Below are 22,522 nucleotides of genomic sequence, written 5' to 3' on the forward strand. Positions count from 1 at the left end.
ATCCCATTTTGGTAAAGGGATAAGCTTTGCCGAATAATTGAAACTATTGCGTAGATGCAATTTATTGATATATATCAATAGTAACCTATGCTCCATGAGGAGCGTCAATAGTTTTTAGCTGAACTTATAAAAAACATACAAAATTTTTATAGGAACTGTAAAAGTATGTTTTGCACACACTTAACTAACGCCATAATACACAACCGTATTAATACTGAAATTAATTAGCAAATGACCTTGATGTATTTCTGAAACTAACAGAAATTACGCATAATTAAGCAAAGAAAACAGATTTTTACGGTTAAGAACGGCGATGTAGGCGAAACTTTCCTGTAGGGTACGTAAATTTATAGATATATTTGACAGAGAAGGCGTAAGATTTTTTAACCACAGATGTCCACAGATGAACACAGATGAACACAGATAGTATATGTAAGTTATCTGTTTTTGCCTGAGTTCTTTTTTTAGTACGCAGATGAATGCAGATGAATGCAGATGAACGCAGATGTGGAGGTATATTTGGGAGGGGATGCGATCGCAAAGTCACCCCAAAACGTAAGAATAGAGGATACGGGATTTTTATCCCTATTCTTGCCGAAAATAGGAGTCCACAATTGTGGTTGCACAAACTAACAGCACTTACGAACCTAAAACCCAGGAGATAGCGAAGCAACTTTTAGCAGCAACTAAGGAAAATCGCTCGTTTTTTGCCAAAGTGCGCGACCAAATGCGCTGGGATGATAAAATGCTGGCATGGGCGATGAGTAACCCAGGTTTGCGCGTGCAGCTGTTTCGCTTCATTGACTGTCTTCCGGCACTGCGTAGCAAGTCTGAGGTTGCTCGTCATTTACAAGAATACCTCAGTGATGAGTCTGTAGAACTTCCCAGCGCGTTGAAGGGAATGTTAAATTTTGCTTCTGCAGATTCTATGCCGGGACAGGTGGCGGCGACAACTGTATCGACTGCGGTGGAAGCTTTGGCGCATAAGTACATTGCTGGGGAAAATGTTGAGCAGGTAATTAAGACGATCGAACGTCTCAGAAAGGATAAAATGGCTTTTACCATCGACCTTCTTGGTGAGGCGGTAATTGCTGAGTCGGAAGCACAGCTGTATCTGAAAAAGTATTTGGAATTGATGCAGCAGTTGACGGAAGCTTCTCAGAATTGGAAAACTATTCCTCAAATTGATGAAGCTGACGGACAACCAATTCCGAAAGTACAAGTTTCGGTGAAGCTAACTGCATTTTACTCCCAGTTTGATCCTTTGGATGATCAGGGAAGTGAGGCGAAAGTTAGCGATCGTATTCGTATTTTACTCCGTCGCGCACAAGAGTTGGGAGCGGCTGTTCATTTTGATATGGAACAGTATGCTTACAAAGATTTGACTCTGGCAATTTTAAAACGAGTTTTGTTGGAAGAGGAATTTCGTTCGCGTACCGATATTGGTGTTACCATTCAAGGTTATTTGCGTGATAGTGAAAAAGACTTGAAAGATTTAATCGAATGGGCGAAATTGCGCGAATATCCGGTAACTGTTCGTTTAGTAAAAGGCGCATATTGGGATCAAGAAACCATCAAAGCTGCTCAAAGAGATTGGCAACAACCTGTTTATAATGATAAAGCGGCGACTGATGCTAATTATGAGAAACTTACTCAACTGCTGTTAGAAAACTATCAATATATATATACAGCAATTGGTAGTCATAACGTCAGAACTCAAGCACGCGCAATGGCAATTGCGGAAACTCTCAATGTTCCCAAGCGTTGCTTTGAAATGCAAGTTTTGTACGGAATGGGAGATAAGTTAGCTAAAGCTTTAGCTGATAAAGGTTATCGGGTGAGAGTATATTGTCCTTATGGGGAATTACTTCCGGGAATGGCGTATTTGATTCGCCGTTTGTTGGAAAATACTGCTAATAGTTCATTCCTCAGACAAAACTTAGAAGACCGTCCAATTGAAGAACTCTTAGCTGCGCCTTCTCCTAAGAATACTGTATCAGATTTAGCGGCGAAACGCGCATTTCCCAATGTGGCAGATACAGATTACGCTGACAAAGAAAAGCGGGAAAAAGCACAAGAAGCATTCCGCATTGTGAGAGGACAATTGGGTAAAACTTACTTACCTTTAGTTAATGGTAAGTACGAAAATACTTCCGAAACTTTTGATTCTGTTAACCCTTCAAATCCCAAGGAAATTGTTGGTAAAATCGGTTTATTATCTGTTGAACAAGCAGAAGAAGCACTGAAAGCAGCAAAAGCAGCGTTTCCGCAATGGCGGAAAAAATCTGCCAAAGAACGCGCCGACATTCTGCGAAAAGCAGCTGATTTAATGGAACAACGTCGCGCTGAACTTTGTGCTTGGATTGTATTAGAAGTTGGCAAACCTTTACAAGAAGCAGATGGAGAAGTTTCAGAAGCGATCGATTTTTGTCGTTACAATGCCAACGAAATCGAACGTTTAGATCAAGGATACAACTACGACCTCGCTGGCGAAACTAACCGTTACATTTATCAACCTTTGGGTATTGCATTGGTAATTTCTCCTTGGAATTTCCCCTTTGCAATAGCAACAGGAATGACTGTAGCGGCGTTAGTTGCCGGAAATTGCACGCTGTTGAAACCTGCGGAAGTTTCTTCCGTAATTGCTGCTAAACTAGCAGAAATCCTGGTAGATGCGGGAATGCCTCCCGGAGTTTTCCAATTCGTACCTGGAAGAGGTTCAATTGTTGGCGAGTACATGGTGAAGCATCCCGATGTGAACATGATAGCTTTCACAGGTTCGCAAGAAGTCGGATGTCGCATTTACGCCAATGCTGCAATTTTACAACCCGGTCAGAAACATCTCAAACGGGTAATTGCCGAAATGGGTGGCAAGAATGCCATCATTGTCGATGAAAGTGCCGATTTAGATCAAGCCGTTGCTGGGGTTGTGCATTCCGCTTTCGGATACAGCGGACAAAAATGTTCCGCTTGTTCGCGGGTGATTGCCGTCGATTCAGTGTACGATACCTTTGTGAATCGCTTAGTGGAAGTTACCCGCAGTTTAAATGTCGGTAATGCTGAAGATCCTAGTACAAAAGTCGGCCCTGTAGTTGATTCTAAGGCACGCGATCGCATTCGGGAATACATCGCCAAAGGCAAAGAGGAAGCGAAACTAGTTTTAGAAATGCCTTCTTCGGAAGCGGGATATTTCATCGGTCCCGTAATCTTCAGCGAAGTCTCCCCAACTGCTACAATTGCCCAAGAGGAAATTTTCGGCCCTGTACTCGCCTGCATTCGCGCCAAAGATTTCCAAGAAGCTTTGCAAATTGCCAATGGTACGAACTTTGCCTTAACTGGCGGTTTGTACTCGCGCACACCTTCGCACATTGAACAAGCAACCGCAGAGTTTGAGGTGGGTAATCTTTATATTAACCGAGGAATTACAGGTGCGATCGTCTCGCGTCAGCCTTTCGGAGGATTTAAACTTTCTGGTGTCGGATCTAAAGCCGGAGGGCCCGATTATCTGCTACAATTCCTTGAACCCCGCGTGGTGACGGAAAATATCCAACGTCAAGGTTTCGCACCAATCGAAGGGGCAGAATAATCTAAGTTTCCCTTGCTAGTCTATCAACTCCGTAGGGGTGGGCAATGCTCACCCTGTTTTTTTGCTCTCTTTCCTTTGCGTTCTTTGCGGTTTAAGTAGGTGCAAATAAATAAAGTGATAATAGTTATCTAAGGATGGGGCGGGCAGGATGCCCACCCCACAAGAAAACTGTAACTCTTGTGGGGTGGGCATCCTGCCCGCCTTGGTTTTCACGCACCCTACTAGCTACTAGCTATTAAAATATAAACAATGTCTATAGTAATTGAATAAAGCCAAAATGAACGTAAAAAAAGTCAACTGGTTAATTGAAAGGAATATTTTTGATGCAGATGAACAATTTTTAGAAGAATTAAGGAAGCAGGGATACATTTACAAAGAAATTAAATATCTTAATTTTCGAGCACAAGAAGCAAATAAATACTTTCCAGATGGTGAATGCGTTCTCTTCAGAGGAACTCTAAATCTCGGTAGAGATATTTTACGCACTTCTTGGATTCCGGGGGCGTACATGAATGAAAAAAACCTTCGCTGTTCTACTTACTATGCTTATTTTGGTGAATACTTACTAAACAATAAATATTTTATTTTTCCTTTGCGTGAGTTGATTAGAAGAAAAGATGAAGTCCTAGAATACTTTAAATCCGAAGGTGAGATTTTTATAAGACCAGATAGCAACATGAAGCCATTTCGGGCAGGAATATTTGACCTTCAAGTGTTAAATACCATGCAGAGTTTAGCAAGTGAATTAACCAGCAATGAAACTATTTTAGTATTAGTTAGCAGCAAGCGACCAATAGCCAAAGAGTGGAGATTCTTTGTTTACAAGAATGAAATTATCACAGGGTCACTTTACTTGATTGGAGAGGAAAGAGTTGATGAAAGAATCCAAGGGGGTTATTTAGAAAACTACCTTAGTGAAGTACTAAAACAAGTGAGTTGGTATCCAGAATTGCTTTACACTATAGATATTTGTGAGTCCGAAGGAGAGCTTTATATATTAGAATTGGGCTCTTTTAGTTGCGCTGGAGAGTATGGTTGTGACTTGGGTTTAATAATAGAAGCTGGCGCAAAAGCTGCATGGGAAGATTACGAAGCTGTAAATAGTTAATGCACCCGATTGATAAATCAAAAGCACCCTACTAGCTACTCCAAGTACTTCCATCCGGCATAACTGTATTATGAAAAAAAACATGACGCGAACTGTATTTAGTGATAATTGCATTTACTAACTCAGTATCACTTAACTTCCTCGACTTTCCTAAAGGAAACTCTGAGTCAAATGTTAAGTTAGCATTACTTAGATTAGCTTCTGTCAAATTTGAATTATTTAAGTACAATTCACGTAAATCTGCACCACTTAGGTTAGCTCTAATCAAACAGCAATTACTCATTTTAGATGACTCTACATAAATCTCTTCAAGATTAGCATCCGTTAAATCACTATTATCAATATTTCTAACAAATGCCAATGTTGCTTTTCGCAAGCTTGCTGCTGTTAGATTGATTTGACTTAACTGCGTTCCTTGTATTTGAACATTGTTTAAGTTTGCTTTATTCAAGTTAACCTTAGTAACATTAACATCTACTATCCTAGCAGATTGAAAATTTGCTGCTCTCAAATCAACGTTTATAAGGTTAATGTGGCTAATCATTGCTCCCTGTAAATTGATATCTGTTAACGTTACGTTGTCCAAACTAATATTCTTCAACCTAGCCTCAGAAAAATTTCTTTCTCCTGCTTCGTAATATTCCAAAATCTCTTCAGCGCTTACCTCTATTCCTGAAAAACGGCTACCTTTAACTCTCCGCTTAGAAGGCATTTTAATGTAGGCATAAACATAAATACCCCCTTGGTCTGTAACTTCCTTGTCACCGTCATAATCATCAAGTGAAAGAAAATACTGCTGTGCTGACCTAGCATCCTCAACTTTAATAGCTCGTAGAACGATACAGCTATGTTCTTTTGACCGAGCTATATGGTTTCCCGGACGTGATTCAATATCAGAAGTAACTCCTATGTACCAATTAGAATGGTTAAAATGAAGCCCCTCTTGCTCCTGCAGATGAGCAAATATTTCTCGAACAATAGCAGCAGAATCTTTCGCATCCATAAATTGTTAACTGATTTGTCGATCGCTACTGCTCTCAATATATCGGCGCAAAAGCTGCATGGGAAGATTAATAAGCTGTAAATGGTTAACACACCTGATTGATAAATCAGCCACTACGCTTACAAGGGTTGAGTGCTAGTTGTGCGTGGCGTTTGTGGGGTGTAGTGCGATTCATTCTTCTATTATGCTTTCATTTGCGATCGCTCTCTATCTGGTGATTTTTATTTAATCTGTGAAGGCAGATTTTGTCTGTGTAGTTGCGGTTTAACCCTATTTTCTTCTAGTTCTCTCTGAGATAGCATGAAAATAGATTCTGACGAGTTAGAAATATGACTTCAGCATCGAGTGAGCAAACCTCCATTATTCTTACTGAACGTGGACTGACAATCTCAGGTACGCGCATCACGCTATATGATGTGATGGATTACCTAATTGCCCAATATCCTCCTAAGTTCATTCGTGGGCTTTTCAACCTAACTGATGAGCAAATTAATACTGCCCTTGCCTATATTGAAGCAAACCGCGCTGAAGTCGAGGCTGAGTATCAAATTGTACTTAAGGAAACTGAGGAACTTCGACAGTATTATGAAGAGCAAAATCGCGATCTCATTACTCGACTTGCTACAAAACCACCAAAACCAGGTATGGAAGCTGCCTGGGAAAAGCTTCAAACCCAGAAGGCAAAACATCGAGCTAAAATTAAATCCTACTCATGATTTTCCTCGTCGATCATAATCTTGAAGGACACGCTCTACTTTTGTCGGGTAATATTGTGATGCTTGGCTGGCTAGATCTACTCCCAATTCAGTTTATTACCTTTGAAGAGATCGAATTATCTATTACTAGCAATGATAGAGAAGTTTGGCGGTTTGCACAGGCAAATCAAATGATCCTGTTAACAGCTAATCGAAGTATGAAAGGTAAAGATTCTCTGGAACAAGTCATACGTGAAGAAAATATATCAACTTCATTACCTGTTGTCACCATCGGAGATGCAGATCGAGTTCTGAGCGATCCTGATTATCGCAATCGTTGTGTTGACAGGCTCATTGAGATTGTCTTTGACATTGATGACTACAGAGGTTCAAGGAGACTTTTCATTCCATAAGCTATTAGTTTCAACTCAAATCTTGCACCTGATTTTAAAAACCCAATTTTTAGATAAATGACAACGAGTTTTATATTGAATGTAGATTGTTTTTAACTTTTGGTCATAACGAAAAACTTGAATTGGTTGATACAAATTAGAAAGTAACTGACAAACAAATATTGCCATGTAGCACTGGCTTTGTGTCGGCAAGTTGTAGCTCCTAAATATAATATATGACAAACTTAGCTTATCAGAAGTTGATACTGATGAATCAGCTGCTACGTTTGCGAGGACTGAGTGCTAGTTGTACATTGCGTTTGTGGGGTGTAGTGCGATTCATTCTTCTATTATGCCTTCATCTGCGATCGCTTCCTGTTCTTCCCACTCCAAATCGAGCCGATATATCACAAATTATAAATGCTCACTATGCTTACAAGAAGTAAGTTTGTGGGGTAAAGTGCGATCGCACTTCTGTTCTATTCAAGTATTCTAATACAAAAAATTGTTAACTCAGTTGTCGATCGCTTTTACTCTCCATATATCGACGCAAAATTGAATTAATCAAAGTTTTGTAATCCACATCTTGAGATTGAAACCAGGTCACAATATCTGGATCGAGTTTTACTAAGTTACGCGCTTGATCTGCTGGAAGTCGCAACGTCGCCTTAGCAAAAAATTCCTCGGTTAATGGTGGAATATCCGAGTAATCAATATCTTCATCCGTCATTGCTTCCAGTGCATCCCAGTTAGTACGAGAGGTATTGCTCAAATCTTTTGCGCTCATATCGGTTAGCCCTTCTTGCTGAAATAATTCTGATTAAATTATTTTGTCGTTCTGTCCAAACAACAACCGCTACACCGTTTCTCAAAAATCCAATTCCAATCCACCGATCTTCGCCGTAATCAATTCGATCGTCAACCTCGATTAACATAGGACTTTCAAACATTTCAGGGACATCTGCAAAGTCTATTTGATGTTTGCGAATGTTTTGCAAATTTTTCGCTTCGTCCCATTCAAACTGCATCAAGGTCTAATGAATGCTAATCAGGCTACTCATTATTATCACATATTCCTGTACCTCTAATAGCGTAGTCTGACAACAAAGGTGCATTTTCCCCCACACTTTTGGCAAATTCATCAGTTAATCGATCGACCATTATTTCAAACTCTTCTTCTGTAATTGTTTCGCTGGGAAGTGCGATCGCTCTTCTCCCTTTTCCCATATAGTTAATATTAACCATAAACTCAAATTATTCACTATGGACAACACAGCCAAAATTTACACTCTATACTTTGTTTTTGTCGATACCCTAACCTCTATTGGCAACATCGACAATAATAGAGAAAATACCGGGGAAAAGTTTGATACTGATGCACTTTTTAATAGATTTTTGACTTACGGTAAAAATCAATATTCTGATATACTCTACGATCTGGCAGCCGAAATAGGGTTATCTCATTACAAGGCTGAAGAAGAGTATGGCAGAATTGCTACCAGAATTTCAAGTTTTTTAGGCAACTTGGGAGATGGAAAAAATGTAGGTTTAGTTTTTGCCCTTTGGATTGCTGTAGAATTAGCCTTAAGTTTTTATTTTTCAAATTGTGAAAATCAGCCTGACTTGGTTTATGATTTGGAAGAAAAACTCAGGTTAGGGCATGAACAATATTTGGCAGCACAATCTAATTCTGAAGAATGGCAAAATACTGATTCTATAATTAAGTCTAAGTTGGGGAATTTCTAAGCCCATGATGGAAGAGAAAAAAGACAAAAAGTTCCAAGGGTTAATTGCTCTGGCAATTATCTGGCTGTTGGGTGCTCTGTGCGATCGCCTTTGGTTCGCTCTCGACCATTCTACCCCGGCTTGGGATCAGGCGGAATATCTCACAGGTACTTTAAATTATGGGCAAGCTTTACGCAATCCTGAGATCTTTTCTGGAGAATGGTGGGTTAATTTTTGGCAGATCTCGTCCAAAATACCACCTTTGGTTTATATTTTAGCAGGCTTTGTCCAAAATGTCTTCGGTACGGGGCCAGATCAAGCAACTATTATTAATCTATTTTTTAGCGCTATCTTGTTATTTTCGGTTTATGGTTTGGGGGTTTATCTATTTAGTGTAGAAGTGGGTTTGTTGGCGGCTGTTATCTGTCAGCTTTTGCCTGGTTTATATCGGTTTCGCTTAGATTTTTTGTTGGATTATCCCCTAACGGCTGTTGTTACTTTTAGTTTTTTTTGTTTGACGGTTTGGCGTTTTTTGGGAACCGCGAAGACGCGAAGAGCGCGAAGGAAGGAGTGGTTTTGGGCGGTAATTTTTGGGCTTTCTTTCGGAGGAAGTCTGATGGTGAAGCAAACTGCTTTGTTCTTTCTGGTGACTCCAATTTTGTGGATTTTGGTGGGAACGATTAAAGCGAAAAAATGGGAAAGGTTAGCACAGCTTTTTACTGCTTTTTTGGTTTCGGTTTTGGTGTTTGGTTTTTGGTATCGGATTAATTGGTTGTTGATTTTAACTTCGGGGAAAAGGGCTACTGTGGATTCTGCGATCGCAGAAGGCGATCCCCCTCTCAATACCTTAGCTGCTTGGACTTTTTATTGGCAAGATTTACCTTATGTGGTTTCTTGGGTTTTATTATTAGTGCCAATCGTCGGTTTAGTGATTTATTATTTTAAATCTAAGGCAAAAGATCCGAAAGCTAAGGTTTTAAATCCGAATTTATCATGGTTGGCGGTTTTTTGGATTGGCTCTTATCTGCTTTGTTCTTTGAATATCAATAAAGATACTCGTTATGTTTTGCCTTATTTGCCAGTTTTGGCTGTCTTTTTAGCTTATTGTTTGACTCTGTGGAAAGGGCGATTTGCTCAACAGATTCGTTGGGGTACAATTGGGTTAGCGTTTTTGTTAATGTTGTTCAATCTTTACCCTTTGGGAGGTGCTTGGTTAACTCAAGTTTTGAGTCCTCGATTTCAACATTATATTTATACTGGTGCGGAGTTTCCCCAACGAGAAGTTATCGAGGAAATTATCCAAACTGAACCTTATTTACGCTCGAATTTAGGGGTTTTACCTTCTACTCCTAAGCTGAATCAGCATAATTTTAATTACTTCGGTGCTTTGCAAAATTTCCAAGTTTACGGTCGGCAAGTGGGAACTCGCAAAAAGTTTGTTCCTCAAGATGCGAGGAGTCTTTCTTGGTTTGTGACTAAAACAGGCGATCAAGGTTCAGTTCCCTCGGAAGCGCAAAGTCAAATAACGCAAATTGTCGAACAAGGAAAGGATTTTAAATTACAGAAAACTTGGAAGTTACCTGATGAAAGTAATCTGAATCTTTACCGGAGTAAACAACCACCTGTAATAGTTCAACCTTTGGCGAAACCTTTGGCAAAAGTTACCTTAAATAAAGTTACTGTGCCCCAAAAAGTTGCACCTGGATCTCCCGTTCCGGTAATCTATGATTGGTCTGGTTCTTGGCAACAATTACAATCAGGCGTAGTACTTCTAACTTGGTATAATACTGCTAATCCTAAGCAATATCGCTGGTTTCACGATCGCGCTTTGGCTATGGGAAATTTATATCCGCAAAATCTGTCAAATAATTCTTTAGGGTTTCGCGTGGTGGAAAAAATGGCAATGCTTCCACCCGCAGAATTAACACCGGGAACTTACACTTTATCCGCAACTTATGTAAATCGCCAAACTGGTGAAAGTTACCCAATTAAAACACCAAAAGTTACTGTAACCATCGACCCTAATGCTAACAAAATCCCTGCGCCAGAATTGGATTTAATTACTCAATTACGCAGTTTAGCAATTTCTTTACCCGAAGGGCCAAAAGCACTCGATCGCGTGTTCGATCAAATTGGTAGAATCAATCAATATGACCCGACTCAAGATTATTTGCAACAAGCAGAAACAGCTTTGAAATTTCGCTTAAAACAAGAACCAAGTAATTGGGAATTAGCTTATAATTTGGCACTGTCGGAAGTTTTGCAAAGAGATGTTAATGGCGCGATCGCATCCCTGCAAAAAGTCACCCAACTAGACTCCCAAAACCCCTACGCCTACGCCTATCTCGCCTTCGTACACCTATACAACTGGAACCCCAAAGCTGCCCAAATCGCCCTTCAGCCAGCCTTAGCAATCAATCCTAACTCGCCAGAATTACAAGCCCTTAGCGGTGTCGCTTCCGCAATGCAAGGTAATCTTATAAAAGCTTGGCGACAACTTCAGCCAATTCTTAACAAGAATTCACAATAAACTGAGGTACGTTGTTGCGCTTCAGCGCTACAATTAGCGCTGAAGCGCAACAACGTACTTTTTTGGTATAACGTAGGGAGGATTAACAATTCTAGAGACAGAGGTAAATTGAGAGAAACTACAATTCTATGGGGATAAATTATGAATAATAGTCAACAACTCAGAATCGTTTCTCTACTTCCCAGTGCGACAGAAATTGTGGCTTGTTTGGGTTTAACTGATGCTTTGGTAGGACGATCGCACGAATGCGACTATCCCCCCGAAGTCCAAAACTTACCTGTTTGCACCCAAGCAAAAATTAATTCGGAAAAACCTAGCGCTGCTATTCATCAAGATGTTACCGAATTAGTCCGATCGGCATTGAGCATTTATGAAGTCAAACTTGATGCTTTAGAACAATTACAACCTACTCATATTTTAACACAAGACCAATGCGATGTTTGCGCGGTTAGCGTTGCAGAAGTTGAAAAAGCTGTGGCTAAACTGATTAACTCTCAACCCCAAATTATTTCCTTAAAACCGCAGCATTTAACAGATGTTTGGACAGATATTCAAAACGTAGGTAAAGCCCTCAATGTATCTCCAGAATCAGCGCTCAAAAACTTAGAAGCGCGAGTCAAAATTTGCGAACAAAAAACTCAATCTCTCACCTCAGACGATCGCCCCAAAGTGCTTTGCATTGAATGGACAGACCCCTTAATGGTTGCAGCTAATTGGGTACCCGAAATGGTAAAAATTGCTGGAGGAGAACCGCTTTTTTGCGTCATCGGTCAACCTTCACCCCAATTAACTTGGGAATCAATAATTAATGCCAATCCAGACATTATTATTTTCATGCCCTGCGGCTTCAATTTAGACCGCACTCATCAAGAAGCTATGCCTTTAACTCAAAGACCGGAATGGCAAAATTTACACGCTGTCCAAACCGGAAGAGTTTACATTACAGATGGCAATGCTTATTTTAACCGTCCGGGGCCGAGATTAGCAGAGTCAGTAGAAATTTTAGCAGATATACTGCACCCAGAAATTTTCCAATATGGCTACAAAGATCGAGCTTGGAAACAGTTATAAACTTCATTTCTGGGATTTCTTCCCGAAACTTTACTTGTTTAATGCCTGTTTAAAATTTTAAATTAACCCCAAGCGATCGCACAGCAAAGCTACCAAAACTGCAAAAATGGTAATCTGTAGCGCTACTAGGGGATGTTGTCCCTGACTCACTGCGAAAGAGGTAACAATACCTGCACCTAAAGCAGCTGTCACCACAGCACCTACGAGATCTTTATTCGAGTTTTTGTTGTACATAAATTCATCCCAGGAACTAGTAAAGAAACCAGATCAATTTACTGTTTTCCAAACTATCATCCTGGGCTAAATTGATTAAGCTTTTGCCTCAATATTGCAACCAAGTTTAAAATTTTGCTACTTTTCTTAACAGATTAATTGAGTTTCTACTGATTAGAGGCTTGTGCTTGTTCACCTTCTTCTACCCGCTTAATATTTCTTGCTCTTACCCAACCTTCGTTACTACCATTTTCCGATCGAATTTTTACCCAACGTTTGTCCTCACTTTCAGTCAAAACTACCACCACTTCGTTATAAGCTACCCCACCAATTCTTTCCGAATCAGGGCGAGGATTACTGCGAATGCTTAAACCACTTGACCAAGTTACCCGTCCTCTGTATGCTCCTGGTTCTAAAGGTTTTTCGCTAGTTTCACTAGTTGGCGTACTATTACTAACTTCTGTCGTTGTAGGAGTACTCGCTGCTGATGGCTCAGTCTTAGCTGCTACTGGCTTAACTTTGTTGGCATTTCTTTCGTTGGCGAATACAGGTCTTTCTGGAGGTGCAGTTAATTTGGTGATAAAATACAGCGCCCCCGCAACACCCGCACCCGCTAATAAACCAATAGCAATCACAAAACCAATCAAAAATTTAACTATTCCAGAAAAGCTCATAACTGATCACCCACTCACGCCTATTTTGCTCAATGCAAGTATATATCCAGATTAGGTACGTAGTTGCGCTTCAGCGCTCTTCTTTGGCGCTAAAGCGCAACTACGTACTATATATTATCGGAGTTGATTTTTAATCCGATCGCTCAAACTGCTATGTTTAGAAGCTAAACGCGCCTTACCCGCCGCCGCCCAATCTTGTAAAAACTCGATTTGTTCTTGAGCAGTTCTGGCTAAAGGTACAATTTGACTAGCCGCTTCTAAAACATCATCGGTGTTAAAATCTCGGTTTTGACTAAAGCCAATGTGCATCGCTTCTGTCAAAGCTTGCTCAATTTCTGCACCCGAAAAATCAGGTGTTTCGTAAGCTAAACGATCGAGATCGTAACTATTCAAATTATGGGGACGTAGCCGAGTTAAATGTACCCCAAAAATTGCCCGTCTTTCTTCTTGTGTTGGTAAACCCACAAAAAAGATTTCATCAAACCTCCCTTTTCGTAACATTTCCGCTGGTAAAGTTTGAATATTATTCGCTGTCGCTACCACAAAAACCGGGCTAGTTTTCTCAGCTAACCAAGTAATAAATGTACCAAAAACCCGGTTACTAGTACCTGCATCACCTTTGCCATCCATCCCGGAAAAAGCTTTATCAATTTCGTCGATCCATAATACGCAAGGTGCTAAAGCTTCGGCTAATTGAATCATTTGTCTGGTGCGAGATTCTGATTCTCCCACTAAACCGCCAAATAGTCTTCCTACATCTAATCTTAGTAAAGGTAAATGCCAATGGTGCGCGATCGCTTTTGCCATTAAAGATTTACCCGTTCCCTGAATTCCTACTAACAATAAACCTCTCGGATGGGGTATACCATATTGTCTCGCCCGTTCCGAAAAAGCACCACCCCGACGCAACAACCATTCTTTTAAATTATCCAATCCTCCCACATCGGAAATATTTTCTGTTGCTGGATAGAACTCTAAAATTTGCGTTTGGCGAATCGTTTGGCGCTTTTCTTCTAATACCAAATCTACATCTTCCGGGCGTAATTCGCCATGAGTTGCGATCGCTCTCGCCAACACCCGCCGAATTCTTTCTAAAGAAAGTCCTTGACAAGAACGCACAACTTGATCTAAAATTCGACCTTCCAAAGATTGTCCCGTAGCCGCCAATAAACGTTCCACTTCCACCTTAATATCCGGTGCTGATGGTAACTGAAACTCCAAAACAGTTAGCACTTCGCTCAACTCTTCGGGAATAGCCAATCTAGGCGATAAAATTACCACATTTTTCGGCTGTGACTTCAGCAAACGCGCCAAATTTTTCAACTTCCGGGCCACAGCCACATCTTCTAAAAAGCGGTGAAAATCCCGTAAAATAAAAATAGCTGCCGCAGAAGTAGGCAGCTTTTCCACAAATTCTAAAGCTTGTAAAGGATTGCGTTTACCGAACCCCGCATCATTGGGATTACCTTGATACCCATCAACAAAATCCCAAATATAAACCCCGCGATTACCTTGATTTTTGGCGATGTTAGCGATCGTACTTTCCACTCGCTCTTCTTCGCAAGTCGGAATATAAATTAACGGGTAACGGGCGCGTAACAGCAGTTCAAACTCATCACTAAAACTCATATTTTTTGCTGATTTGGTAAAAGGTAATGGTAAATTGTTAGGTTTTTAAATTGAGCTTTTAGAATGAAGTGCGTTTTCCATTATAAATCCCAGTCCCCAGTCCCCAGTCCCCAGTCCCCAAAACCGTTATTTACCATTATTGAGTCTTTCCTTCAGAGATTCAAGCGTTGCCCAACGGCTATCGATCGTTCCTCCCCCAGAACTGTTACTATTTTCTAATTGAATACCTTGACAATTTTTATCACACAATTGTCTTTGAGGAATAGCCAAACACATTTGCTGATACAACCAATCATCAGGATAAAAATAACCATTTGGCGGTAAACTTTCCACCAAATCCTCTAAAGCCGTTTCTTTTTCTAAAACATCATCAGGTTGATTTGCTGCTTCATCTAACCAAATCATTTCCGAAGTTTTCACCAACAACCGATGATTGTATTGTTGCAAACAACGATGACAAGTTAAGGTAACAATTGCTTCTGCTTGAGCAGAAACATCCAGATAATTTCCTTTATGAGCTACCTTAATCTTGCCTCTAACTGGTGTTAAAGTTTCCAAATCAGGGAGAAACTCATCTACTTCAATTACTTCAGTTTGCTGCGGTGCTTTCGTCAGACGGGGAATATAAATTGCTTCCATAGTCTGTTACCTTTTTTTTCCATCCTAGTACAAGAAGGCTCCAAGGGAGGTAGGGAGGTGGGGAGGTAGGGAGGTAGGGAGGTAGGGGGAGTTTTAGATATAGTTAAAAAATTTCCCCCCATCTCCCCATCTCCCCATCTCCCCACCTCCCTTGGAGCCGACTTAGCGCCGTCGCACCACCAAACGACGGTCTGGTTCTTTACCCCGACTATAGCTTTCTACATCGGAGAACTCTTTTAAAAACGTATGAATTTGTCGTCTTTCTGCGGCAGAAAGAGACTTCATTTCAAACTCTTGACCATTGGTGCGTACTTGCTGAATGGCGTACTCAGCCAAAGCCAAAAGTTCTGCTTGTCGGCGAACGCGGTAGCCATCTAATTCAACAGTGTAAGCAGCTTGTTCATCATGCTCTTTACCCATATTGAGAATGGCATTAACTAAGTATTGAATGGCATCTAAAGTATGACCTTCTTCACCAATCAATGCTTGAATTTGCGATTGCGACAGGTGGGTTTCATCAATTGTTAACCAGTAGCTAGCCGCTTCTTCTGGTTCCTCTGGATCTGCTAATTCTGCTTGTGCTTCACCCTTTTGGGCTTTAACCATAGCTGGAACTTTCATCAGTTTTAGCAGTTCTTCCAGCCATTTTTGACCACGTTGTATGCGAGTGTCTGTCATGAAAACTAACCCGAGGCTTTTTTCTTAGAACGACCTGGTTCAAATGGGAGTGCCTCTCTTCCCTTACCTTCCTTAGTAGCCGCTTCTTTTTCTTGAGCTTCCACTAATTTTTGGAGATTTTCTGGCAATGGTTCCCTGGACAGAATAAAGGTCTGAGCAGTTTGAAAAATATTAGCAATCACCATGTACATTAATACACCAGCGGGCAATGGGAAGAACAAAAACATTCCCGAAAAAATTACTGGCGTAATCTTATTTACCGTATCTTGCTGAGGATTAGAGTTAGCACCTGGCTGTTGTCCTGAGAGTAGCTGGTTGATATATAAGCTAATACCAAAAAACAGCACCATTCCCACAATATCCCAGTGAATAGCTCCGTCTTGATCGAATGCACCAACTCTTCCTAAAGCGTCGATAAATAGAAATCCTTTATCAGATGCTAAACCTGGAATAGTTCCCTGAATAGTGACATCACCAGGTTCTAAGGCTTCTATATTGCCATTGGCATCTATTTTTACCCGCTCCTCACCTTTAGTAACCTTCCAAGTCGGAGTTAGTTTCGTTTCTTGATGTTCCGCTACTAAAGCTTCTAAAGGCTTACCTGCTGGTGTTTGAAATTCTAATTGCGTTTTCTCACCCACTGCGACTTTATTTCCCCCAGGTAATAACGCAATCACTGGAGCATGAGCGCTTTCCGCAAAATAAATATTTTGGGGTGCAGTGGCAAAAGATTGTCTTTGAACTTGCTCGATTTGTTCCTTGGGAAGAACTTGAACATTCACGGTGTAATTTACATCCGAGAACGGTGAACCACGCAAGGTAGCAAATAGGGCAAATAACACTGGCATTTGTACTACTACGGGTAAGCAACCTGACAATGGGTTGCCAAACTCTTTGTAGAGTTTGCCCATTTCTTCCTGTTGCTTCGTTGGGTCGTCTTTATATCGTTCCTGAATTTCCTTAACCCGCTTTTGCATTAGCGGTTGGGTGACTCGCGTCTGGCGCATACTACGAATAGATTTAGCGCTCAGGGGATAGAGTGCGAAACGAATCACCAGAGTCAGCGCTACGATAGCCAACCCATAGCTGGGGACGATCCCGTAGAAAAAATCCAGGATCGGCAGCATTACGTTGTTGGAAAGAAAACTTACACCAAAATCCATGCTTATGAAGTCTACCTAAAAGCGCTGTATTGTCTTTATCTAATCTATCTTGCGAACCAGCCAGAGAGATAACTGTCTGGTATCTGGAGGGAAATTAGGAGAGGATGAAAAAACTTTTTCTATCTTCTGCGGTTCCCTTTGTGTAACGATTTAACTACCCGACAGTTTTTACTGACTTAATTTTGGCTTTTTCGGTAATGTAATCGTAAATTTCGCGGAATTTAGGAATTGCTCTGAGTTCTAAACGGCTACCGTCTCTGAGAACTACTACCATGTCGCCCCACAAACCAATGCCACGAGGAACTTTTTTCACATCGACTATTTCTGAGTAAATGATGTCAGTGCGATCTTGACCGCGAAAGCCGCCTGTAACGGAGATGCGTCGATCGGTAATCCGATAACGCAGCCACAGGGCACGAGCGATCGCACCTACGGTTAACGGTAAGCCAATCACCGTCAGTCCTATGAGAATATTTAAAATTAAATCTCCAATATGAGGGCCGCCCTCATAGTAAACTTCTTCACGAATGCCCATTGAATACCTCAGCTTCTACCAACAACTGCTCTAATTCTTGCAGAATTTGATGATAATCGCACTGCGTAGCTAATGGTTTTACTACGATCGCTAGTAACCAACCGGGAGCAACTTTGGGTAATAGTTGCCGAAAAGCCGCTTTTAGCTGTCTTTTTATCCGGTTTCGCACAACTGCTCGCTTGCTGACTTTTTGGCTGATGGAAATGCCAAGAAGCGAGGGAAGTGAGGAGAGCGCGATCGCGGCATCATTCCCCTGAACAGCAGCAGCCGAATTCGGCAATCTCGAAAGCGACTGCTTCCCTGATTCCGCTTTGGCTGACTGCCGCAAGGCTCTTAAAGTAAGATGGGGCGTGCTGCAACGCATCCCCTTACGGAATAAGGCAGAGAAGTCCTGCCGATTTTTCAGTCGATGTGCTTTTGGCAAAACCACAGCTTTTTTAAACTGCTAAACGATAACGACCTTTCTTCCGACGGGCTTTCAGTACAAGTTTTCCATTTTTGGTTCGCATCCGGGCGCGAAAACCAGAAGTTCTTTTTCTCTTACGGCTAGTGCCATGTAACGTGCGCTGAGTCATTACGGGTTCTCCAAGCTGGGAGCCTAAAATTAAATCAAAAAGTCACAATCTCTTATTTTATCACTAGTTTTCTGCCCCTAATCAATACTCACCAACCAAGTACCGATGTAGCGCATTAAAGGCACATCCCCCGGAGTCATGATGCTGCAATTAAAGTAAAACATTCCCCCAGCAGAGGGATTTTTGACATTTGAGAGAATCAACTCGACTTGATTCCCCGCTGGTACTGGTTCTCTTGGGAAAATCTGAATAGTCCGGTTTTCCTTATCCCAAGTGACTTCATCCAGCTTTACAGATTTGCCTTTGACTCTCACCTCAACGTCTTTGGTGTCAAACGTGCCTTTGTAATAGTCAGGATAAGAAATCGAAAACTGCGAAACAGCCAAATTCATCTTTTTTTGAGGAATTTTTAACCGATATCGATCCCAAGTATTAATTCTCCCGCCAAAGTCTAAGCGAAACGGCAGTTGATTTTCGCGTGGTGGCCCACCAAATAAGGTAAATCCGGGGAGGCTATCTGCCCAGACAATGCTAGAAGTTCCAGTAAGTAAGCAACTGGTGACTGCTAAGGCTGAAAGGATACGTCGAAAGGAAAGTTGCAAAGACATAGCGGTAGTTTCTGTTGTCACTCCAGAGTAAAGGGTTTGTTACCAAACTTAACTTACACTCAATTTACGATATCAAAGATGTTTTCTAACTGTTAGCAGTTCCGGCAAAGCAATTCTGATTATAGGGGATCGAGGCAGAAAGTTACCTCAGAAGTATAAAAATAACGCTTTTTTCGTAAATTTTTCCGGCAACATATTAAGTTAACTTTAAGTTGGTCAAATAGCAGTTTTGATAATTCGGTAATTAAAGTAACATTATTTGCTGAAAATCATATTTCTAAATGTGTCTAATTGTATATAAATTTTGTCTGAATATTAAGAAAATAGAGATAAATAGGCGAAATAAGTAAAGAATAGGTATTTTCTCATCAGCCAAATGATGAATCTATAAAATAAGTTAAAGAGAATGCCCCAAAATTTGGGGATCAACATATTATAAAAAAGTAGAAGAGTTGGCAGGGCGAATTGGATTGAATTGCGGCAGCGCTATCAACAAACTGAATCATGAGAATGCCCAAATAACTAAATAGGAACGGAAAAGTAGTCACGAACTAAATTTGTAGTTTGGCTACAGAGAATTACTTAAACTAGCAAGGAGGTTCAATGAAATTAGCAGTTGCCAAAGAAATTGAAATGGGTGAAAATCGTGTAGCCCTCATACCTGACACTGTAGCTCGGTTGGTTAAACAAGGAATAGAAGTGTGGGTAGAAGCTGGTGCTGGTGAGCGATCGTTTTTTGCAGATGAAGCATACACAGCAGCGGGAGCAAAAATTATTTCCGATCCTTATACTTTATGGGGAGAAGCTGACATTTTAGTTAAAGTCAGCCCACCTCAAGAAAGAGACGGACGGCATGAAGTGGATATGCTGCGAGAAGGTGCGATTTTAGTCGGTTTTACTAATCCTTTGGGAAATCCGACTTTGGCGCAAAGATTAGCCCAACGCCGCATTACTACTTTGAGCATGGAATTAATTCCCCGCACTACTAGGGCGCAAAGCATGGATGCGCTTTCTTCGCAAGCTTCTGTGGCGGGATACCAAGCGGCGTTAATTGCAGCAGCGGCAGCACCGAAGTTTTTCCCCATGTTAACAACTGCTGCGGGAACGATCGCACCTGCCAAAGTATTTATTATCGGCGCGGGAGTTGCGGGTTTGCAAGCGATCGCAACTGCCCGGAGACTAGGTGCAGTTGTGGAAGCTTTTGACATTCGCCCTGCTGTCAAAGAAGAAGTGCAAAGTCTTGGCGCTAAATTCGTAGAAGTAAAATTAGACGAAGAAACGGTGGCAGACAACGGTTACGCGAAAGAAATTTCTGAGGTTTCTAAACAGAAAACTCAAGAAACGATCGCCGAGCACGTCAAAATCTCTGATGTAGTAATTACCACCGCCCAAGTTCCTGGTAAGAAAGCACCATTACTAGTTACTGAAGAAATGGTAGCGCAAATGAAGCCCGGTTCAGTAATAGTTGATATCGCCGCTGAACAAGGCGGAAACTGTGCTTGCACTCAGCCAGGAAGAGATATTCGCTATAACGGTGTAACAATTATTGGCACCATTAATTTGCCTTCTTCAACCCCAATTCACTCTTCGCAAATGTATGCGAAAAATATTCTCACTCTCTTACAATACTTGATTAATAAAGAAGGAGAATTTAACCTCAATTTTGAAGATGATATCGTGAAGAGCACTTGCGTTACTCACGCTGGGGAAATTCGCAATCAAAAAGTTCAAGAAGCATTGGATCAATTGCGGGTAAATGCTTAATTAAGGGGACTGGGGATTAGGGACTGGGGACTGGGAATTTTGACAATTACCCAATCCCTAATTACCAGTCACTAATCAGCAATTTTTAGGAGTTTTAAATCGATGACAGAAGCATTATTAGCGGCTTTGTTTGTGTTTGTGCTTGCCTCTTTTACTGGGTTTGAAGTGATTAACAAAGTGCCGCCAACTTTACACACGCCTTTGATGTCTGGTTCAAATGCTATTTCGGGAATTGCTGTTCTAGGTGCGATCGTCGTTTCTGGCGAACGTAATACTAGTTTGACAGTAATTCTGGGTTTAATTGCGGTGATTCTGGCAACAGTTAACGTTGTTGGCGGTTTTTTGGTGACAGACAGAATGCTGCAAATGTTTAAGAAGAAGGAAGCTAAGGCTTAGTTCGGTGTTTTTGATTGGTGGGAAGGATCTTTTTTTTGAACCGCAAAGGACGCGAAGAGCGCGAAGGAAGAGAAGAAAGAGAATTTCTCACGATTTCCATAGTTACTGAAAATAAGAAGAAAGAAGGAATATGACTGATTTTTTGCCGACTGGAATTCAGCTGACTTATTTAGTAGCAGCATCTCTGTTTATTTTGGGTTTGAAAAAGTTGGGATCTCCAGCAACCGCCCGTGCGGGTAATGTTTGGGCTGCGGTGGGGATGTTTTTGGCTATTGTGGCTACTTTGCTCGATCGCCATGTCCTCAACTATGAAATGATTTTGTTAGCGATCGCCATTGGTAGCGTCATCGGTGCCGTTGTTGCCTATAAAGTGGCAATGACGGAAATGCCTCAGATGGTTGGTTTGTTGAACGGTTTAGGCGGCGCAGCTTCCGCACTTGTCGCGGTTGGGGAATTTTGGCGACTTCTGGGTACTGGCGAACATATCCCATTGGATTCTAATATTTCGATGCTGCTAGATGTGTTAATCGGCGGTGTCACTTTTACAGGTAGTTTTATCGCCTTTGCTAAACTGCAAGGGATTATGAGTGGTTCTCCGATCACTTTTCCCTTACAACAACCGTTTAACGCTTCACTTTTAATCGGTTATATAGCTGGTAGTGCCTTTTTGATTCTCCATCCGGGTAATTTACCTGTATTCTTGGGAATTGTGGTAATTTCTCTGATTTTAGGGGTAATGTTCGTTATCCCCATCGGTGGCGGTGATATGCCAGTGGTAATTTCGCTATTGAACTCGTTTTCTGGTTTAGCTGCTGCTGCTGCTGGTTTTGTGGTGATGAACAATATGTTAATCATCGCTGGTGCTTTAGTGGGCGCTTCTGGTTTGATCCTCACCGAAATTATGTGTAAGGCGATGAACCGTTCGCTGGCTAACGTTCTGTTTAGTGCTTTCGGTACTGGTGGCAGTTCCAGTGCAAGCGCAGCAGGTGGCGCAACCGATCAAACAGTCCACAGCATCGATGCGGAAGAAGGCGCGATGATGTTGGGTTATGCGCGTTCTGTGGTAATTATTCCTGGTTATGGAATGGCGGTAGCGCAAGCACAACACGCAGTTCGGGAGTTGGCAGATCAATTAGATCGGTTGGGTGTAGAGGTAAAATATGCTATCCACCCAGTTGCGGGAAGAATGCCGGGGCACATGAATGTGTTATTGGCAGAGGCGAATGTGCCTTATCCCCAACTGTACGATATGGATGATATTAATCCTCAGTTTGACCAAACTGATGTAGCTTTGGTAATTGGGGCGAATGATGTAGTGAACCCAGCGGCGCGTCATGATAGTGCTAGTCCTATTTATGGTATGCCGATTTTAGATGTCGATCGCGCTAAACATACGATCGTCATTAAACGCGGCATGAGCACTGGTTTCGCTGGCGTGGAAAATGAATTGTTTTACAAAGATAAAACAATGATGCTCTTCGGAAGTGCGAAAGATATGGTAGCGAAGTTGGTTTCTGAGGTGAAACAGCTTTAACTGC

Annotated in this window: 26 protein-coding genes; 11 read left to right on the forward strand and 15 right to left on the reverse strand. The window is 41.4% G+C overall.

Annotated elements, in window-relative coordinates:
* The first annotated feature begins 613 nt into the window (after positions 1 to 613).
* Together pruA and ACE1CI_RS03070 are read left to right on the forward strand one after the other, a co-directional pair.
* Positions 614 to 3,586, forward strand: a complete 2,973-nt coding sequence (gene pruA / locus ACE1CI_RS03065) for an L-glutamate gamma-semialdehyde dehydrogenase (RefSeq protein ID WP_459564153.1) — start codon at positions 614 to 616, stop codon at positions 3,584 to 3,586.
* Between the two features lie 262 nt (positions 3,587 to 3,848).
* Complete coding sequence (locus ACE1CI_RS03070) at positions 3,849 to 4,694, forward strand: ATP-grasp domain-containing protein (protein ID WP_413267708.1); 846 nt, start codon at positions 3,849 to 3,851, stop codon at positions 4,692 to 4,694.
* A 31-nt stretch (positions 4,695 to 4,725) separates the two neighbouring features.
* Here the strand turns inward: ACE1CI_RS03070 and ACE1CI_RS03075 are convergent, their stop codons facing one another.
* Positions 4,726 to 5,697, reverse strand: coding sequence for a pentapeptide repeat-containing protein (locus tag ACE1CI_RS03075; RefSeq protein ID WP_413267707.1), 972 nt, complete (start codon positions 5,695 to 5,697; stop codon positions 4,726 to 4,728).
* A 329-nt stretch (positions 5,698 to 6,026) separates the two neighbouring features.
* Between ACE1CI_RS03075 and ACE1CI_RS03080 the strand changes: the two genes are divergently transcribed.
* Positions 6,027 to 6,413: a DUF433 domain-containing protein gene (locus ACE1CI_RS03080; protein WP_413267706.1), complete on the forward strand. Its 387-nt coding sequence runs from the start codon at positions 6,027 to 6,029 to the stop codon at positions 6,411 to 6,413.
* The gene (locus tag ACE1CI_RS03085) at positions 6,410 to 6,805 is read left to right on the forward strand and encodes an ACP S-malonyltransferase (RefSeq protein WP_413267705.1); all 396 of its coding nucleotides are present in this window, start codon (positions 6,410 to 6,412) and stop codon (positions 6,803 to 6,805) included. Before ACE1CI_RS03080 ends, ACE1CI_RS03085 begins: the two co-directional genes overlap by 4 nt.
* 15 nt (positions 6,806 to 6,820) lie before the next feature.
* On the opposite strand, the gene ACE1CI_RS03090 is transcribed toward ACE1CI_RS03085, so the two are convergent.
* On the reverse strand, positions 6,821 to 7,027 hold the full coding sequence (locus tag ACE1CI_RS03090) for a DUF6888 family protein (protein ID WP_496615212.1): 207 nt from the start codon (positions 7,025 to 7,027) through the stop codon (positions 6,821 to 6,823).
* Here ACE1CI_RS03090 and ACE1CI_RS03095 point away from each other — a divergent pair.
* Positions 7,021 to 7,230 carry a hypothetical protein gene (locus ACE1CI_RS03095; RefSeq protein WP_413267703.1) on the forward strand — a complete coding sequence of 70 codons (210 nt, stop codon included), beginning with the start codon at positions 7,021 to 7,023 and terminating at the stop codon, positions 7,228 to 7,230. The genes ACE1CI_RS03090 and ACE1CI_RS03095 overlap by 7 nt on opposite strands.
* Positions 7,231 to 7,292: 62 nt before the next feature.
* On the opposite strand, the gene ACE1CI_RS03100 is transcribed toward ACE1CI_RS03095, so the two are convergent.
* The 3 genes from ACE1CI_RS03100 to ACE1CI_RS03110 are packed head-to-tail and all read right to left on the reverse strand — an operon-like array spanning position 7,293 to position 8,029.
* Positions 7,293 to 7,571 (reverse strand): BrnA antitoxin family protein, encoded by a 279-nt coding sequence (locus ACE1CI_RS03100; protein ID WP_413267702.1) that lies wholly within the window; start codon positions 7,569 to 7,571, stop codon positions 7,293 to 7,295.
* A complete protein-coding gene (locus ACE1CI_RS03105; RefSeq protein ID WP_413267711.1) occupies positions 7,534 to 7,812 on the reverse strand; it encodes a BrnT family toxin in 279 nt (92 codons plus the stop codon). Before ACE1CI_RS03105 ends, ACE1CI_RS03100 begins: the two co-directional genes overlap by 38 nt.
* Positions 7,813 to 7,837: 25 nt before the next feature.
* Positions 7,838 to 8,029: a hypothetical protein gene (locus ACE1CI_RS03110; RefSeq protein WP_413267701.1), complete on the reverse strand. Its 192-nt coding sequence runs from the start codon at positions 8,027 to 8,029 to the stop codon at positions 7,838 to 7,840.
* Between the two features lie 18 nt (positions 8,030 to 8,047).
* Here ACE1CI_RS03110 and ACE1CI_RS03115 point away from each other — a divergent pair, with 18 nt between their 5' ends.
* The 3 genes from ACE1CI_RS03115 to ACE1CI_RS03125 all read left to right on the forward strand — a co-directional run bounded on the left by ACE1CI_RS03115 (position 8,048) and on the right by ACE1CI_RS03125 (position 12,110).
* Complete coding sequence (locus tag ACE1CI_RS03115) at positions 8,048 to 8,530, forward strand: hypothetical protein (protein ID WP_413267700.1); 483 nt, start codon at positions 8,048 to 8,050, stop codon at positions 8,528 to 8,530.
* A 4-nt stretch (positions 8,531 to 8,534) separates the two neighbouring features.
* Positions 8,535 to 11,039: a phospholipid carrier-dependent glycosyltransferase gene (locus ACE1CI_RS03120; protein WP_413267699.1), complete on the forward strand. Its 2,505-nt coding sequence runs from the start codon at positions 8,535 to 8,537 to the stop codon at positions 11,037 to 11,039.
* A 141-nt stretch (positions 11,040 to 11,180) separates the two neighbouring features.
* A complete protein-coding gene (locus ACE1CI_RS03125; protein ID WP_413267698.1) occupies positions 11,181 to 12,110 on the forward strand; it encodes a cobalamin-binding protein in 930 nt (309 codons plus the stop codon).
* Positions 12,111 to 12,167: 57 nt separating this feature from the next.
* Here ACE1CI_RS03125 and ACE1CI_RS03130 read toward each other — a convergent pair whose 3' ends face one another.
* The 10 genes from ACE1CI_RS03130 to ACE1CI_RS03175 form a co-directional block, all read right to left on the reverse strand.
* The gene (locus ACE1CI_RS03130; protein WP_413267697.1) at positions 12,168 to 12,344 is read right to left on the reverse strand and encodes a hypothetical protein; all 177 of its coding nucleotides are present in this window, start codon (positions 12,342 to 12,344) and stop codon (positions 12,168 to 12,170) included.
* A 146-nt stretch (positions 12,345 to 12,490) separates the two neighbouring features.
* The gene (locus tag ACE1CI_RS03135) at positions 12,491 to 12,997 is read right to left on the reverse strand and encodes an SH3 domain-containing protein (RefSeq protein ID WP_413267696.1); all 507 of its coding nucleotides are present in this window, start codon (positions 12,995 to 12,997) and stop codon (positions 12,491 to 12,493) included.
* A gap of 114 nt (positions 12,998 to 13,111) precedes the next feature.
* On the reverse strand, positions 13,112 to 14,626 hold the full coding sequence (locus tag ACE1CI_RS03140; protein WP_413267695.1) for a Ycf46 family AAA ATPase: 1,515 nt from the start codon (positions 14,624 to 14,626) through the stop codon (positions 13,112 to 13,114).
* 126 nt (positions 14,627 to 14,752) lie between these two features.
* Positions 14,753 to 15,265, reverse strand: coding sequence for a YceD family protein (locus tag ACE1CI_RS03145; RefSeq protein WP_413267694.1), 513 nt, complete (start codon positions 15,263 to 15,265; stop codon positions 14,753 to 14,755).
* A gap of 162 nt (positions 15,266 to 15,427) precedes the next feature.
* The gene (locus ACE1CI_RS03150) at positions 15,428 to 15,943 is read right to left on the reverse strand and encodes a Jag family protein (protein ID WP_413267693.1); all 516 of its coding nucleotides are present in this window, start codon (positions 15,941 to 15,943) and stop codon (positions 15,428 to 15,430) included.
* A 5-nt stretch (positions 15,944 to 15,948) separates the two neighbouring features.
* The gene (gene yidC, locus ACE1CI_RS03155; protein WP_413267692.1) at positions 15,949 to 17,106 is read right to left on the reverse strand and encodes a membrane protein insertase YidC; all 1,158 of its coding nucleotides are present in this window, start codon (positions 17,104 to 17,106) and stop codon (positions 15,949 to 15,951) included.
* A gap of 154 nt (positions 17,107 to 17,260) precedes the next feature.
* On the reverse strand, positions 17,261 to 17,641 hold the full coding sequence (locus tag ACE1CI_RS03160) for a PH domain-containing protein (RefSeq protein ID WP_413267691.1): 381 nt from the start codon (positions 17,639 to 17,641) through the stop codon (positions 17,261 to 17,263).
* Positions 17,628 to 18,071 (reverse strand): ribonuclease P protein component, encoded by a 444-nt coding sequence (gene rnpA / locus ACE1CI_RS03165; protein WP_496615213.1) that lies wholly within the window; start codon positions 18,069 to 18,071, stop codon positions 17,628 to 17,630. The genes ACE1CI_RS03160 and rnpA overlap by 14 nt, the downstream gene beginning before the upstream one ends.
* 7 nt (positions 18,072 to 18,078) lie before the next feature.
* Positions 18,079 to 18,216 (reverse strand): 50S ribosomal protein L34, encoded by a 138-nt coding sequence (gene rpmH / locus ACE1CI_RS03170; RefSeq protein WP_073594336.1) that lies wholly within the window; start codon positions 18,214 to 18,216, stop codon positions 18,079 to 18,081.
* 77 nt (positions 18,217 to 18,293) lie between these two features.
* Positions 18,294 to 18,824 carry a DUF2808 domain-containing protein gene (locus ACE1CI_RS03175; protein ID WP_413267689.1) on the reverse strand — a complete coding sequence of 177 codons (531 nt, stop codon included), beginning with the start codon at positions 18,822 to 18,824 and terminating at the stop codon, positions 18,294 to 18,296.
* A gap of 603 nt (positions 18,825 to 19,427) precedes the next feature.
* Here ACE1CI_RS03175 and ACE1CI_RS03180 point away from each other — a divergent pair.
* The 3 genes from ACE1CI_RS03180 (at position 19,428) to ACE1CI_RS03190 (ending at position 22,518) form a co-directional block, all read left to right on the forward strand.
* Entirely contained in the window at positions 19,428 to 20,588 is a 1,161-nt protein-coding gene (locus tag ACE1CI_RS03180) for a Re/Si-specific NAD(P)(+) transhydrogenase subunit alpha (protein ID WP_413267688.1), read from the forward strand.
* 102 nt (positions 20,589 to 20,690) lie between these two features.
* On the forward strand, positions 20,691 to 20,984 hold the full coding sequence (locus ACE1CI_RS03185; RefSeq protein WP_413267687.1) for an NAD(P) transhydrogenase subunit alpha part 2: 294 nt from the start codon (positions 20,691 to 20,693) through the stop codon (positions 20,982 to 20,984).
* A gap of 130 nt (positions 20,985 to 21,114) precedes the next feature.
* On the forward strand, positions 21,115 to 22,518 hold the full coding sequence (locus ACE1CI_RS03190; RefSeq protein ID WP_413267686.1) for an NAD(P)(+) transhydrogenase (Re/Si-specific) subunit beta: 1,404 nt from the start codon (positions 21,115 to 21,117) through the stop codon (positions 22,516 to 22,518).
* Positions 22,519 to 22,522 lie beyond the last annotated feature (4 nt).

It is taken from the genome of Floridaenema flaviceps BLCC-F50, from assembly GCF_041929275.2.
Lineage (GTDB): Bacteria > Cyanobacteriota > Cyanobacteriia > Cyanobacteriales > Aerosakkonemataceae > Floridanema > Floridanema flaviceps.